The 14,146-nt window shown below is 37.6% G+C and carries 15 protein-coding genes; 2 read left to right on the top strand and 13 right to left on the bottom strand.

The window, feature by feature from the left end; translation table 11 throughout:
- Positions 1–100: 100 nt before the first annotated feature.
- The 8 genes from MHH26_RS03830 to MHH26_RS03795 form a co-directional block, all read right to left on the bottom strand.
- The gene (locus MHH26_RS03830; protein ID WP_340972417.1) at positions 101–1,582 is read right to left on the bottom strand and encodes a Kelch repeat-containing protein; all 1,482 of its coding nucleotides are present in this window, start codon (positions 1,580–1,582) and stop codon (positions 101–103) included.
- 98 nt (positions 1,583–1,680) lie between these two features.
- Entirely contained in the window at positions 1,681–2,862 is a 1,182-nt protein-coding gene (gene alr / locus MHH26_RS03825; RefSeq protein WP_307499478.1) for an alanine racemase, read from the bottom strand.
- A 165-nt stretch (positions 2,863–3,027) separates the two neighbouring features.
- Entirely contained in the window at positions 3,028–3,660 is a 633-nt protein-coding gene (locus MHH26_RS03820) for a hypothetical protein (protein WP_307499477.1), read from the bottom strand.
- A 133-nt stretch (positions 3,661–3,793) separates the two neighbouring features.
- A complete protein-coding gene (locus MHH26_RS03815; protein WP_034663126.1) occupies positions 3,794–4,252 on the bottom strand; it encodes an AraC family transcriptional regulator in 459 nt (152 codons plus the stop codon).
- Between the two features lie 246 nt (positions 4,253–4,498).
- Complete coding sequence (locus MHH26_RS03810; protein WP_262417147.1) at positions 4,499–4,630, bottom strand: hypothetical protein; 132 nt, start codon at positions 4,628–4,630, stop codon at positions 4,499–4,501.
- Positions 4,620–5,759: a Rap family tetratricopeptide repeat protein gene (locus MHH26_RS03805; RefSeq protein WP_340972411.1), complete on the bottom strand. Its 1,140-nt coding sequence runs from the start codon at positions 5,757–5,759 to the stop codon at positions 4,620–4,622. The genes MHH26_RS03810 and MHH26_RS03805 overlap by 11 nt, the downstream gene beginning before the upstream one ends.
- A gap of 246 nt (positions 5,760–6,005) precedes the next feature.
- Entirely contained in the window at positions 6,006–6,527 is a 522-nt protein-coding gene (locus MHH26_RS03800; protein ID WP_034663133.1) for a ClbS/DfsB family four-helix bundle protein, read from the bottom strand.
- A 424-nt stretch (positions 6,528–6,951) separates the two neighbouring features.
- Positions 6,952–8,109 (bottom strand): MFS transporter, encoded by a 1,158-nt coding sequence (locus tag MHH26_RS03795; RefSeq protein ID WP_034663135.1) that lies wholly within the window; start codon positions 8,107–8,109, stop codon positions 6,952–6,954.
- Between the two features lie 127 nt (positions 8,110–8,236).
- Here MHH26_RS03795 and MHH26_RS03790 point away from each other — a divergent pair, with 127 nt between their 5' ends.
- Positions 8,237–9,127: a LysR family transcriptional regulator gene (locus tag MHH26_RS03790; RefSeq protein ID WP_034663138.1), complete on the top strand. Its 891-nt coding sequence runs from the start codon at positions 8,237–8,239 to the stop codon at positions 9,125–9,127.
- 3 nt (positions 9,128–9,130) lie between these two features.
- Positions 9,131–9,607 carry a GNAT family N-acetyltransferase gene (locus tag MHH26_RS03785; protein ID WP_340972406.1) on the top strand — a complete coding sequence of 159 codons (477 nt, stop codon included), beginning with the start codon at positions 9,131–9,133 and terminating at the stop codon, positions 9,605–9,607.
- A 66-nt stretch (positions 9,608–9,673) separates the two neighbouring features.
- On the opposite strand, the gene MHH26_RS03780 is transcribed toward MHH26_RS03785, so the two are convergent.
- From MHH26_RS03780 to MHH26_RS03760, 5 genes are all read right to left on the bottom strand, one after another.
- Positions 9,674–10,456, bottom strand: coding sequence for an SMI1/KNR4 family protein (locus tag MHH26_RS03780; RefSeq protein WP_340973786.1), 783 nt, complete (start codon positions 10,454–10,456; stop codon positions 9,674–9,676).
- 369 nt (positions 10,457–10,825) lie between these two features.
- Entirely contained in the window at positions 10,826–11,002 is a 177-nt protein-coding gene (locus tag MHH26_RS03775; protein WP_307499474.1) for a RapH phosphatase inhibitor, read from the bottom strand.
- Complete coding sequence (locus MHH26_RS03770) at positions 10,992–12,110, bottom strand: response regulator aspartate phosphatase (protein WP_340972402.1); 1,119 nt, start codon at positions 12,108–12,110, stop codon at positions 10,992–10,994. The genes MHH26_RS03775 and MHH26_RS03770 overlap by 11 nt, the downstream gene beginning before the upstream one ends.
- Positions 12,111–12,314: 204 nt before the next feature.
- Positions 12,315–12,977: a type A chloramphenicol O-acetyltransferase gene (gene catA, locus MHH26_RS03765; RefSeq protein WP_340972399.1), complete on the bottom strand. Its 663-nt coding sequence runs from the start codon at positions 12,975–12,977 to the stop codon at positions 12,315–12,317.
- 154 nt (positions 12,978–13,131) lie between these two features.
- On the bottom strand, positions 13,132–13,962 hold the full coding sequence (locus MHH26_RS03760) for a sialate O-acetylesterase (RefSeq protein ID WP_340972396.1): 831 nt from the start codon (positions 13,960–13,962) through the stop codon (positions 13,132–13,134).
- Positions 13,963–14,146: the final 184 nt, after the last annotated feature.

The raw sequence follows: 14,146 nt of genomic DNA, 5'->3' as shown, positions 1-14,146 counted from the left end.
AGATATCACATTTTTATCATGACGATGATCCTAATTTTAACAATTTTATAAAGACAAAAGCTGCTGATCTATCATCAGCAGCTTTACCATTTTATAAATATCAGTATTGCTTGATATCAAACATTAAGATATTTTGGTACACCACGTAATCTTTCTTACTAGTGAATGGTCCTTTATTATGTTCATCATTGATTTCATAGAAGTTCATCCCAATTCCAAAGCTTCTTTCTTTGTACCAATTTAGAAAATCATTAATCTCTTTCATTGAAAGCAAATAATCCTTTTGCAGCCCGTTTATCATGGTAATTGAAAGTATACCTTTTGTTGCTTCTTCACCAGGTTTTGTTCCATCCTGATCTTTTGGTTCTTCCGTTGACCCATCACCAGGTTTTGTTCCATCCTGATCTTTTGGTTCTTCCGTTGACCCATCACCAGGCTTCGTTCCATCCTGATCTTTCGGTTCTTCTGTTGACCCATCACCAGGCTTTGTTCCATCCTGATCTTTTGGTTCTTCTGCTGAACCATCATCTGGTTTTGTTTCATCCTGATCCTTAGTGACTTTTTGCAGATCTTTTAATGGAATTGAGATAACAGATTTAAAAGTGTTTTTGACAGAATGACTACCAATTGACTCAGCATAATCTCTTCCACCAATGACATATAATTGATCATCAGCAATAACTGCTACAGATCCAACTCTGCCTTCAGGAATTTCATATAAAGAATCTTGGACTTGTCTAGTTTGTGGATCAAATATCTGAACTTGTTTTAATAACTTACTTGATCTATCTCCAATTTGCTGACCGCCAATCATAAATAATTTATGATTGTATGTCGCATAAGCAGCTTCATATGCAAAAGAATTTAACTGAACATCCTTTAACCGTTGCCACTTCCCTAGCGTCATATCATATTCTAATATATCTTTATCATTCGCTCGGCTAACGTTAGCCTCACCACCAGCAATATATAACTTTCCATTTATCTCCGAAATACTTCTACCCTGACGAGAAGCTAATTGAGAATTATCTAAACTTTCCCACTCTCCACTTATCGTATCATAGGAATAAAAATTTACTTGAGAGCTTGATAAAGATGCTACTATATAAATTTTTTCTCCAACTGTAACTGCTCTTAAGGAACCAGTTATATATGATGTATATATAAATTTTTCAGGCATCTTAATTGGTTCTTCTGTCCATTGATCTAGTTCTGTATCATAAACATCGATGGTTTTGTGAACTGTTTTAGTTGTATCAGTAAGGCCGCCAATGACATAGATTTTTTTACCTACTGTTGCGTAGGTAGCTCCTGTTCTTAATCTAGGCATACTTGTTTTTTCTGACCACAAATCAATTTTAGGATCATACATATATGTTGAATTGTTGAATTTAGACTGTTGACTTGCTCCACCGAATACATATATTTTCCCATCAACTACTCCTACACTTGCTCCGATTCGCTCTTCCGGTAAGTCTGCTCGCTTCGTCCAGCCATTTGTCTCTGCTGCATGAGCTTTTAACGGATGAATTGTGACCATCATAAAAATGGTCAAAAGCACTAAAAATAAACCTTTTTTCATCATTTTTTTCCTCCATATCTTAAATATCCCTCCTTTTATCGACATATTTGTAATAAAATTTAATTTTTATCATAATAAGCATTTCCTTCTATTTACCCTCATACATACATCACCGGCGTCGATATTTTAATAATCTTCCCGCCTCGACGATAAAATCTTGGGACGCGGCGGCTTAGAGTGGCGATGACTTCGTAGTTGATTGTATTGAGCATTTCAGCGATTTCATCGACAGAAATTTCTCCGCCCTTTTGACGGCCGTAAATGACGACTTCCTCGCCTTGCTTTGCTTTCATTTCTCCTAAACTGATCATCGTCATATCCATTGTGACTCGGCCAGCAATCGGCATTCGTTTTCCGCGGAAAAGCATAAATCCCCGATTTGATAAAGCACGTGAGTACCCATCTGCGTAACCGATCGGTATGGTGGCAATGACTTCATTAGGTTTTGCTACATATGTTGCACCATAGCTGACGGTCCTTGGCTCTGTCACCATTTCCTTCACGAACGCAATCCTTGCTTTTAAACTGAGAGCGGGCTCTAGCTGAACAGCGTCTAAGCTTTCAATGTATTGCGAAGGATACAGCCCATATAGCCCGATGCCTAGTCGAATCATATCGGCGCTAAATTCAGGAAACGCGATGGCAGCCGCTGTATTGTTCATATGTACGGTCGGCAGCTTAATTCCTTGTTTTTTCAAAAAACGAAGAAAATCAATAAAAATGCTGTGCTGCAGCTGCGTAAAATCAGGGTCAGGCTCATCTGCAGTGGAAAAATGCGTAAAAATCCCATCCCATCTAAGGTTTTCACTCTTTTCAAGTGCTTCCACCACTCCTAACAGCTCTTCCTTCGTCCGTACACCTAATCGCCCCATCCCTGTGTCGACATTGACATGAATACCAAGCCGGCGCTGACTTTCTTCTTCCGCTAAGATCTCATTTGCTTCAACAATCCAGTCTTCACGAAGGCCCGATAGATCAATTCTCCAGGCCGCAGCCCTTTTCACACAGTCGAGCGGGGTAAATCCAAGAACCAAAATCGGTGCTTCAATTTTTGCTCTTCGCAGCACAATGCCTTCTTCCAAGCTAGCAACTGCGAGCTCCGTCGCACCGCTTTCTAGTGCCTGCCGGGCTACCTCCACTGAACCGTGTCCATAAGCATTCGCCTTCACGACAGCCATGATCTTACTTTTCCTCGGAATATGCGCTTGAATGGCCCCGATATTTCTTTTAATCGCGTCAAGGTTGACTTCAATCCAAACTTCCCTACAAAGCTTTTTCATTTATTTTTCCTCCTCATCACATGAGAGTTATTTCTATCTCCATGTTCGCTTTCGCGTCTAGTCTATCTTTATTCATTTTTGAGAAAAACATTCAACTACAATGACTGGACCTGCTTTGTCTTGTTACACATAAAAAAAGAAACCACATCAACTGTGATTTCTTCTCTATGAGCGATGATATTCAATTTCATCCGCAGATTTCATCATTGCATCAATATCATGATAAATCTCCTGCAAATTTTCCCGTTCAGTTAAGTATTGAGCATTGCTCTTACGAACAGGCACATCAAATTGCAAGAAGTTGATTGTAATCGTGGATGATTCTTGGTCATTCATAGTTAATCTTAATTCAAGCGTCGAGACCTCTTCTTTATCATCACTCTCAGCTGAATATTCAATTGGCACACCATCTTCTAACATCTCAACTTGTTTCAAATCTTTCAAGGATAGCTCAGTGACTGCAAATCTATTTTTTCTAGTTGACCCGCCAGGTTGATGTTCAATAAAGCGCATTTTCTTTAACTCATCATCAATCGCAAATCCCTTATCAACTTGCTCTGAAAAGATATATGTAGATGCCTGAAATCCATCTTCGTGAAAAAGCATCATCATCTTATCTAATAATATGTTGGGATCATTCTGTTCTTTTCGTCTTTGTAATCTACCGGCTATGAATAAAATGACCAGTCCTCCGATGATGCTGAGAGCCGTCCCCAATCCATTCCCTACATCTACTAAAACAGTAAAACCTAAAATAGTAATCATAAAAGCAATGACAATGCCTATGATGAATATCACACAATGCTCCTCCTATCATGACCCTTCATTTATAGTTTAGCCTTAGTATAGCATTTGAAGCAACGAGTCCTAGATGATTTAACCATAAAAACAGACCATAAAGGTCTGTTTTCATTGACGTTCGATAAATTGTCTAAAAGATAGGCAGTAAGAATTCACACACCTTATCTTCGCCTTCCTCTTCTCTATATCGCTCTATAGTAGGTGCCTGACGCATGTTCAATTGATTGTTCTGAATATAGTCAGGTAATTGACTCCAAAACAAATTCACTTTTTCAGTTGTATGCCTCACTGTAAAAACAGCATACTTTCCGCCTTCAAAATAACCAGTCTGAACCATTTGATCATTAGAGAAATCTCTATTTGTCATGATCATGAGGTCATATCTGCATTTTTCAGGTAAAGTCCTTGCAGGATCATCTTGAGGAACCCCGTATATGCCATGTTTCTTTAATTCATCATTTAATTGATGTTTATTGATCCATTTTTTAAAATGCTTCATCATTTCTATATTCATTTTGCTTCCATACGGTCCTATATTCCTCATATACACCATCTTCATATTGCTTAATATTTCAATTTTGCAATTCATGATTTCCCTCCAACTCTTATTGGAAGATTGGCCAATCATTCCTTACATCCAACGGTAACACCCTTTAAAATATAATGCAGTAAGTTATTAAAAATAATTGAATGTATGATGGAAAAACATAACAAGATTTCAATCTTTTAAAACAAAAAAGAACGGACATTGTCCGCCTAGTTGCTTTTTCTGAAGACTTAACATTGAGAAAAGCGACAATTAAATAAAAAAAGCCATTGAACAGGCTTTTTAAGTTTAAGCAAAATAACCGATACTTGATGTATGTCCTCTTTGGGCTTCATTATGGATATCGTTTGATGAAACATAACTAAAAGCACCTAACACACTGACAATTATTAATACGGTTGCTACTGACTTAAATTTCATAAAGACAGTCTCCCCTTTTAATTTGGTGTTGGAAATATAGAATCTTCTCATAAAATTCGTTTGAGCGTTCTATATCTCCTGCTTTATTATAATGCTTCACTGCATCTTTCGCTAAATCTTCAAGATTTGCAAAAAAAGACTTTGATTCCAAATAAGCCATTGACTCTTTTATACGATTTTCATTGTTATCAATATAAAGTGATCTCAACATAACGAATGTATTGATATTGATAAAAATATCATCCTTTAATTTTTCAGCTAATTCAAGTCCATAGTTTAATGCATATAAACCTAAATCTCTCTGATCATTTTTAAAATATGATTTTGTCAACATGACCAGCGGATCAAGAATTTTATTTAAATGCTCATATCCCTGTTCTTTAAACGAATGAATAGATTCATTAAAATATTTAATTGCAGTTGAAAGATCATTGTTATAAAAATAACTCAACCCTAAATTATAAAGTGCTGATCCTTTTAATCGTTTTGTTGAGTTGTCGGCGGCTTTTTCTAGTGCGTGTTGAAAATGGGGTATCGCTTTTTCGGGGCAGCCCATATCTATATAGTTTAATCCAATAACAAAAGAACATTGAATTTCTCTGACTGTGTATGTATCTTTTTCTCGGTAACATTCTATCGCCTGCGCGATATGGTGCATCGACATGTGGGTTTGTTTCATGTGGTAATAGATTTCTGCCATCTTGTAATTGAACTCGGCACGTTCAATATCGTCGCTGACAAGAGACAGCTTTTTTTCTGCCCGCTTATAGAAGGTAATCGCATTGAGGTATTCGTAGTTTTCAAATTCGTACATGCCGTAGAAAAAATTGAAGTAATACTCGAGCAATCCTGTTAATTTCTCTTGATCCCTTTTGATCTTCATTGCGAGTTCCCTAAAGTTCGCCCGCTCTTTCCCATTTTCTAAAGGATTCAAGTAATCAAGCATTAATTTATGTCTGAACTCCATAAGTGAGAAATACAATAATAAATCCTGATTCTCTTCCATATGATCAAGCATTGATTTGATTTCTTCTTTATATGCCTCGGCGTCCGGTACGTTAAATCTTTGAATATGATAATACCATTCATTGATTTTCAAGCCGACGTGAGAAGAAAGCACTTTCTCCATCCGCCCTTACCCCTTCCCCTATTTTCCCTACAATGACATATATTATCATTTTGTGAATCGTCCGACACCGAAAAGAAACCGCAAAAATAAGAAAAAAAGCTCCTGTAAAGAAGCCATGTGAGTGATCGTAATTTTGATAAGGAGGAAAACTGGGCTCGAATCAGCGCCCCCCTGTTCTCTCTGAAATAAGATGATACAATCAGGTTTAGTTCTAACGAAATATGTACATCTAGTATATCCTTCACGTCATACTTGTTTTAATCGTTTCCATTTACGAATTTGAGTACGGAAATTTTTAAAAGGGGCAACGGTATTCACATGAATAAATTTATAAACTGGCCAAACAGCCTTTGCTGTAGCGTCATCCGCCCATTTTCGTTGATGAGGTTCAAACAATTCCTCTTCACTCATACGATCCAACATATCACAAATAGTTAAAACATTCTGTTTGAGCTGAGCTCTTAATGAGACTAGTGATTGGCAGGCATACTTCTCATTAAAAAGAGAATATAATATGCCAAGCTGATTCCATTTATAACCTTCTGCTGGCGTATGGACAACCTTTCCTTCAGTTTCGTCTTGCTCCCATTGAAGCAGCAGGGTTGTCCAACCAACTTGATAGGCCAAATTTTCTGCAGGAGTTCGGCTTACATCCTCTATTCGATCATCTTTCATTTCTTCTGGAATCATATCGAATTCTTCATCGTATTGATTGTACGTCTTCATGATTGCTTGCTTTAAAATATCCTTCGACTCATAGGTTGTCATATTATTCACCTCTAGTTCTTTTTGTGCAAATTTTTCTCGGAACATATCTTGCAAAAGTACAAAAAATAACTTGAGCTCATGATACTGAATTATTCTATCGACTTCTGTTTTACAGTCTCTATATAATCAAACTCTTAATCGAGCAAAAAAGCAATAGCATTTCTGGTTAAATGAAAGTATCACTCGTGTTTACTCCTAAAACAACAAAAGAGAGACAATACTTGTCTCCTTTAGGTGACTCTATTATTTTGTGAAATATTCCATTATTGCGCAAACTCAATAAAGAAAAGCTATAAAAGCGGCTGCGAAAAATGAAGACATTCCTTACGTTCCATCATAAACAAGCACCCAGTATCTCTCCCCAGGCTCCCCTTCTTAAGCAATAAAACCTCCCCGTTTTGATTGAAATGTGAAGCAGCATGATTTAACTCGACACTTCTTCCTCTTTTCTACCTAATTTCATTGATAACTGAACGCCAATCATCAATGAGACAATGACGAGCATTGCGACAATGGAAGCTTGAAAATGTCCGCTTAGATCGAAAACCAAGCCAATGAAAAACGGACCAAACCCGCCCATGATGTATCCGCCCATCTGCGACATAGCGGACCATGTACCAGCTTCCTCCGGTGTACGCGTCTCAATAATGGGCAGCATAAGTGCTAAGGGAAATAATCCACCTGCCCCAATCCCTAGAAAAATGACGGCTGGCAAAATAGGCATTGGAAGTAGAAGGAAAATAAGGCCGATCAGCTCTGACACGCTGCATAAGATCAGAAATAATTTCGGTTTTCCTAAGCGAGTGACGACTCCTGGAACGAGTAGTGCCACCGGAATCTGAATCAGTGTAAATATCGTTAGCAGCATGGCGGCATACTGTGGACTATTTCCAAAACTAAGGGCGATGGGTGAAATCCATGCTGTTAACGAATAGAACATGCTGGACATAAAGCCAAAAAACAAGGTGAATTGAATGGCTTTTTTGTTTCGCAGCGGTAGCCTTAGCGGTAAAACTGCATGATCAGCCTGTTGTTTTTTCCGAGCCAGCCCTAGCCATAAGATTAATGCGATCATCCCTAAAACCGCCCAGCAAGACAAGGCGAACGGAAGGTTATGCTCACTGCGAAGATAAATCGGAATGGTGAATCCGGAAGCAAGTGCTGCCCCAATCGTCATCGAAATAGAATAGACACTCACAATCCCCGGGCTTTTCGGAAAATACTTTTTGATAAAACTAGACAATAAAGGTCCTGCAAAGCTAATTCCAACTCCTCCTGCAAATGCAGTGATGAGAAGGATGGCAACCGTTTGACTCGTCCCACGTAATCCAGTAGCGATCGTGATGAGAAGAATCGAGAAAAAGAGGGTTCTCTCTAAACCAAAACGGCGGCTTAGTTTAGTTGCTACAGGTGCAAAGACCCCCATGCACAAGACCGGTAAAGTAGTTAGAAGACTTGCTGTCAGTGCACTGACACCAAGGTCTGTTTGGATCATGCTCATCATAGAAGCCACGGACGTAATAATTGGGCGCAAGTTTAGTGCAGCTAAAAATAAAGCGGCTAAATAAAATATTTTTTTCATCAATGCTCTTCTTCCTCTCTCATCTTGTTGAAGTTACTTTGAGTATAAATCTGCCGCAATCATTGATCAATACAATAATTCGTATTATGATGATAGTAAAAAACTATTATTCATGAAAGGATGACAAATGGATACTCGTCATATTACATATTTCATGGCTGTATTCGATCATTTACATTTCACAAAAGCTGCTGAGCAATTAGGGATATCACAGCCTACATTAAGCCAACAGATCCGTCTGCTTGAAGCTGAAGTTGGGATGCCGCTCTTTGATCGAATCGGTAAAAAAGTCGTTGCAACCGAAGCTGGTTCTCTGCTTTATCAATATGGTATGAAAATGCTTCAAGCTGAAAGAGATGCGAAAAATGCGATGAAAGAACTGTTATCTGAAAAACGAGGAACCGTACGACTTGCAGTACTCCCCTCCGATCTTGACTTTCAGCTTGTTCCGCTATTTGTAGAATTTAAAACACTTTATCCCGAAACCAATCTGAAAGCATATTCAAATATCTTCGTGCGTGAAGAAGTCCTTTCACATAAAGTGGATCTCGGCATCGGGCTGCGAGGGCCTACGGATAAGCGCCTCGTTCAAATTCCACTTGGAAGTGAGCCCTACGAATTATTTGTTCATTCAGAAAGTGATCTAGCCCAAAAGAGTGAAGTGACATTGGAAGAGCTGATGCAGCATGCTTTGGTCATGTATCCGAAGGGATATCTAGGAAGGGATTTAGTAGATGACGTATGTAAAGAACAGGGTGTTGAACTAGACACTGTCATGGAGGTTGGGTCCGCATCTTCATTATTGCAGCTGGTTGAAGCCGGCATCGGTGCAACCATTCAGCCGCGAGGGTTGCTGCAATACCATTCGACGTGGCCCAATATTGTTTCGATTCCTATTGCTGATCCGGCACCTGTTCGTCACTTGGAATTAACTTATTATGCAGATCGATTTGTCAGTAAAGCACAACAGCAGCTATCTGAATGGCTGATAGACTTTTTCAAATCAAAAACAAACTAAAAAATGAGGGTAAAACATGAAGAATGCAAACAGCATATTCACAAGGACAAACCGGTAGTTATTCGTCAATTTGATCTGCAAGATATTGAAGCATTTTATCAGTACCGAGCAAATCCCTCTATTGCAACATATCAATCTTGGGAAAACTATACGTACGAAGAAGCTGAATCATTTGTTCAACATCAAATGACGCAAAAACCTAATCAACCGGGGACATGGTTTCAATACGCCATTGCCTTATCTGAATCCAATCAGCTGTTAGGAGATTGCGCCATTCACACACTTGCCAGTGAGCCTAGAAACGTTGAAATCGGATTTACTCTCCCACCTGAATATCAAGGAATGGGACTATCGTTTCTTCCTCATCATTGCGTTAGAAATGAGTTAGAGCAAGGACCATTAAAACAAATTTCGATAGATCCATCCATCAATTTCAACATCAATATCGAGTTCATTTATAAAAAAGGAAAATCCAAATAAGTTTTCATTGATCAACTCAAACAGTTTTTTCAAGAATTAGATCAAGCTACTTAAAAAAAGCCCTTTTTAGGGCTTTTTTTTCACTGGATGAATGTCTTCTCCCAAAAAGACGGTACGAGGCTCTCCACTATTCTCTAGAAACTCAGCAATTTCTTGCAGCTCTTGATTGATACGGTCATTCCTTGGCATATCTGGATTTAACAAAAGGATGGAGTGAATCGTTGTGGCTGCTTCATACAAGACATTTTGATCTTTTATCTGTATAATGCATTTTTTCATACGATCAAAAAACCATTCGATCTCTTCCATTTCTTCCATCGGATAATGTGCCATTTTGAAGAGATTCTGCTGACAAAGGTCTTGCCTCTCAAATATGAGATCAAGCTCTTCTTTACTGACATACAAATCCGAAGCTTCCTCCTCAATCTCAACTACCTCGACCATTGCATCTTCAGCTATATATAACTTCTCAATAAAATCATCGAAAGTAGCTGCCAGCTTAAAATCTACTTCCAGCTCTAAATCAAAATAGTGAATAGGAGGACGTTCCTTCGTTTCTCGGTAGTCCATTGCGATCCATGTATCTTCTTCCCCGCTGATGAAAATAAGTCCCTCAGGCAGATCCAATTCATCACTTAACTGAGGACTGTTCATAATTCCATCACCTTTGGCGATTCCTCTTAGATGGTCAAATTGAACATGATCCTCTGCCCAAGAATTTGGCCGTTCGGTTGGAAAAGCATTACGAAATGTAAAACCACCATTCCATTCTAAAATGAGCTTTTTATATGTATCAGGTAAAGTGACTCCAAGTGTTGCCTCTACTTTACGAATTTGTTCCTCATCTATCTTTTCTAACGTAAAAGGACTCTCTTCTTATTTCTCCCAGAATGATTTCAAAGTGGATGCCTCCCCATATCTATTGATCTAAGTATAACATTGACCAACTATTCGTTCGCTCATTTGATGCGATTGATTTTAAAACGAATTGAAGGAGCTGCAAGTGATGAAAAAGGCGTTTTTCTTATGCTTCACGAGTATGCAGATTGGGAAGGTCTCTTATTTAGCATCTCTTAAATCAAAAGGAAGATTGGTCAGTTCATACTATTTCTTTAGAGCAAATGGAAATCCACGTGTTTAATTTAGGTAGAAGATATCCGTGAAAGAATTCATTCCAAAAAAGAAAACAGACCCCCTTAAGGTCTGTTTTCATTTCACCTATACGTTTTGAGATGTTGCATTTCGGTCGATCACAGTCGTGTTTTGATTGATTTTTTGTTGTTCTTCCATCGTTGTATTTCGAATGGACTTTGTTTCAATGACCTTCAAAGTTTCTACAGCTGATACACTCAATAATACAATGCTTAATATGAATAGTACCCTTTTAATAATCATATAGACATTCTCCTTTTTGAATATCATTTTGAGCCTTAAGAGCCTTTCTGTAATATTCGGCAGCTTTTTCAAAGTCCCCTTTTTTTTCATAAAATAACCCGATACTTTGAGCAAATGCTTCCTCATAGACATGTAGTTTCTTTTCTTCAAAAATATCCAACACTTCTTTAAACGCTTGTTCATCAGTATCCATATAAATCGCTTTTAATGCTTTAAATAACAACACACTTAGCGAATCATTTACCTTTAAGGAATACATAAGACCATCTTCAACTAGCAGATCTGCTTCATCAGTTTGATTAGACTTGTACAGCGACCAACACAAACTAAATAGAGTGATTGGCTTTATGTCATTTTTTTCTGAGGATATTAAATCTAACACTTCTCTATAATGCTTTATTGCCTCTGTATATTTTGATTGCCTATCATATGTATTACCAATATTTAATAATGTTTTTGCTACTAAACGTTGATCGTTTGCGCCCACAGCAATTGAATAAGCAGTTTTTAAGTGTTGCAGCGACTTTTCATATCTTTTGAAATCATCATAATTTCCTGCAATGACAATTAGACTTTGAATTTGGCGAACTTTATACTGCTCATGTTCTTTATAAATATCTAGCGCCTTTATGATGTGATGCATAGAAACATGCGTTTGTTTCATAATATAGTAGGCTTCAGCCACCTTGAAATGAAACTCTGCTTGCTCAATATTATCGACAACCAATGCAAGCTGCCTTTCAGCGATCTTATAATATTGGATAGCCTGTATGTATTCTTTCTTACTAAATTCATGCATTCCTCTAAAAAAGGCATTGTAATATTGCAACATACCGGAAAGTTGATGATTAGAATTCTCAATTTTATCAACTAAGTCTGCTATCGAAAAAGAACGCTGCTTTGAGGGTTTAATATAATCAAGCATAAGCTGGTGGCGAAAGCACATCAATTGATAATAAATGAGTAAATCTTGATCCTCTTCCATTCGTTCAATTTCTTGTTCTACCTCAGCTTTCAAAATCTCTGCATCAGGTACACTGAATTGCCGAATCATTTTATACCATTCATTTATTTTCACACCTACATGTGAAGAAAGAACTTTCTCCATCCCTTATTCCCCTTCCACTAAACTCCCTTATATTACATTTATTATCACATGCAATAATTTACAAAGCACCGAAAAGAAACCGCAAAAAGAACAAATGTAGCATCGTAAACCTTTGGCACATTTCATGATCATCACAAAACAAAAAGGCAGACTCATTTCAGTCTGCCTTCATCTTCTAGATTTCCATGAGAACACCTTTTGTCTTCAGGTAATCTGCAATGAATCATTTAACCACTCTTCACAATGTTCTATAAGCCACCTCAAATATTCCACATATTGACCGACGTGATAGCCATCACAAACACCATGATGTACTTGAATGGCGACTGGCAGGATGATTTTTTCTTCTTTCATCTTAAATTGACCTAACGTAAATATTGGCAGTAAATAAGTTTCATCTGTAGATATATTAAGATGAAAAGAAGTGAAATCAATCCACGGTAGACTTGAAATATTGAACATGTTTTTTGGCATATTAGGTTTTGGAAATAGTTTGCTGCTTTCGCTAAATGTTTCAATGTCCGCTGCACAGCTTTTATAAAACTGAGCAAAGTTTTCGTCATAAGGCGTCCAAATACTTGAAAATGTCTTCGTTTCTTTATTTAAAATCGTATAACTAGGATGGAGAAGTTCCCAGTAGCCAAGTTCATCGTTCACTTGATCCATTCGAAACTCCGGTATTTTTTGCACAGCTCTTGCTAACAAATAAATTTGCACAGGATATACTTTTAGCTTTTTTTCTTTCAATATGGAATGCAAATTCGTGATGTCTAGATCGATCACAAGGCTATATGAGCATTGGGTTAACGTCATATAATGATGAAAGTGCTCTTTTCGCGGGTAATTTTCGTCTATTTGTTTAAACATTTTTTATCTCCTCCTGAATGTGATTTCATGTATTCAGGAGGAGACTTTATCTGTTTTCACCACCACAATCATCCTTTCAAGAGATATGTCATGTTTCTGTCTATCACTACTGTGAGTTATAACGTTTTCATTCAAAGGCTACCATAAGCTTAACCTACGATAAAGCCTCCAGCAACTCTTCGTAAGTAATCTTGCCCAACGTGAACTTTTCTAGTGCTATGTATTTTTTCTCCGCTGAGGTATTCATTCTATTATGACATTCATTGACTAACTCATTTTCATTTGGTAATGGCTCATGTATATGTTCTTTTTTTCGAAATGCTTCATAGTATCTTATACCAAATATTCTCTGGGACATCGCATTGATATGAATTCCGTCTGGGTTAGATATAAGACCTTTCGCAGTAACATAATAACAATTTTCATTATGATGTGCATATTTTTGTAGTTCCTCATTAATACGTTGATATTCCACACACCCTGCGCCAAATGCCAACTTTCCCAAGTAATCGCCCAAACCTCCTATTAAAAGCGGAATGTTAGGTACAGATAATTCAGTTCTTAGTTCATGAAATAATCTTAGTATTTTTTCATAGTATTCTTTGTATTTCCCATCTTGGCTGTCACTTTCTCCTTGATGCCATAATATCCCGACCAATTCGCTATTTTCCTTTGCAAATTTAGCTTCATTTATTGCATGACGAAATAATGCTCCATCTAGCGACCACTCATCAATGGAACTGCCACCTTCTGCACATGGAATAAGACCAATCTTCTCTCCCTCATGATCCTTGCACCAAGCCTCCGCAAAGGAAGCCGCCAGTCCTACGCCAGCTACCGGCCTATCAAAATGAATGGGTTCAGTCATCATTTGCCATCTACCATTTCGCAACATCATGATTCTTTCATTATAAATCGGAGGCACTTCATGCTTGAAGCCGCGCCCCGCCATATTTGATTGTCCAATTAGTAAAAGTGACTTCATATCTTTCTCCCCTCCACTGAATATTTTATCAAATGTGTATTCTCCTGAACGTTATTAGTTTATCTTTCCTCTGTTATTTCTAGATTAGGGCTTCTTTTAATTTATTCGAAAAGTGCATAAAGCTATTAATCTACAATTTTTAAAACTGAACTTGGAACAACCACCTATACCTCTAACAAAGAGA

Origin of the sequence: Bacillus sp. FSL K6-2839 (assembly GCF_038003365.1) — a bacterium.
GTDB lineage: Bacteria > Bacillota > Bacilli > Bacillales > Bacillaceae > Bacillus.
Note: the sequence above shows the minus strand (reverse complement) of the source record. Positions and strands in the feature narration are given on the sequence as shown.

Excerpts from the sequence above, each read along its gene's own strand:
- catA (WP_340972399.1), bottom strand. The coding sequence starts at position 12,977 with ATGTTTAAACAAATAGACGAAAATTACCCGCGAAAAGAGCACTTTCAT.
- MHH26_RS03785 (WP_340972406.1), top strand. The coding sequence starts at position 9,131 with ATGAGGGTAAAACATGAAGAATGCAAACAGCATATTCACAAGGACAAA.
- alr (WP_307499478.1), bottom strand. The coding sequence starts at position 2,862 with ATGAAAAAGCTTTGTAGGGAAGTTTGGATTGAAGTCAACCTTGACGCG.
- MHH26_RS03830 (WP_340972417.1), bottom strand. The coding sequence starts at position 1,582 with ATGAAAAAAGGTTTATTTTTAGTGCTTTTGACCATTTTTATGATGGTC.
- MHH26_RS03810 (WP_262417147.1), bottom strand. The coding sequence starts at position 4,630 with ATGAAATTTAAGTCAGTAGCAACCGTATTAATAATTGTCAGTGTGTTA.
- MHH26_RS03800 (WP_034663133.1), bottom strand. The coding sequence starts at position 6,527 with ATGACAACCTATGAGTCGAAGGATATTTTAAAGCAAGCAATCATGAAG.
- MHH26_RS03815 (WP_034663126.1), bottom strand. The coding sequence starts at position 4,252 with ATGAATTGCAAAATTGAAATATTAAGCAATATGAAGATGGTGTATATG.
- MHH26_RS03775 (WP_307499474.1), bottom strand. The coding sequence starts at position 11,002 with ATGATTATTAAAAGGGTACTATTCATATTAAGCATTGTATTATTGAGT.
- MHH26_RS03805 (WP_340972411.1), bottom strand. The coding sequence starts at position 5,759 with ATGGAGAAAGTGCTTTCTTCTCACGTCGGCTTGAAAATCAATGAATGG.
- MHH26_RS03795 (WP_034663135.1), bottom strand. The coding sequence starts at position 8,109 with ATGAAAAAAATATTTTATTTAGCCGCTTTATTTTTAGCTGCACTAAAC.
- MHH26_RS03790 (WP_034663138.1), top strand. The coding sequence starts at position 8,237 with ATGGATACTCGTCATATTACATATTTCATGGCTGTATTCGATCATTTA.
- MHH26_RS03760 (WP_340972396.1), bottom strand. The coding sequence starts at position 13,962 with ATGAAGTCACTTTTACTAATTGGACAATCAAATATGGCGGGGCGCGGC.
- MHH26_RS03770 (WP_340972402.1), bottom strand. The coding sequence starts at position 12,110 with ATGGAGAAAGTTCTTTCTTCACATGTAGGTGTGAAAATAAATGAATGG.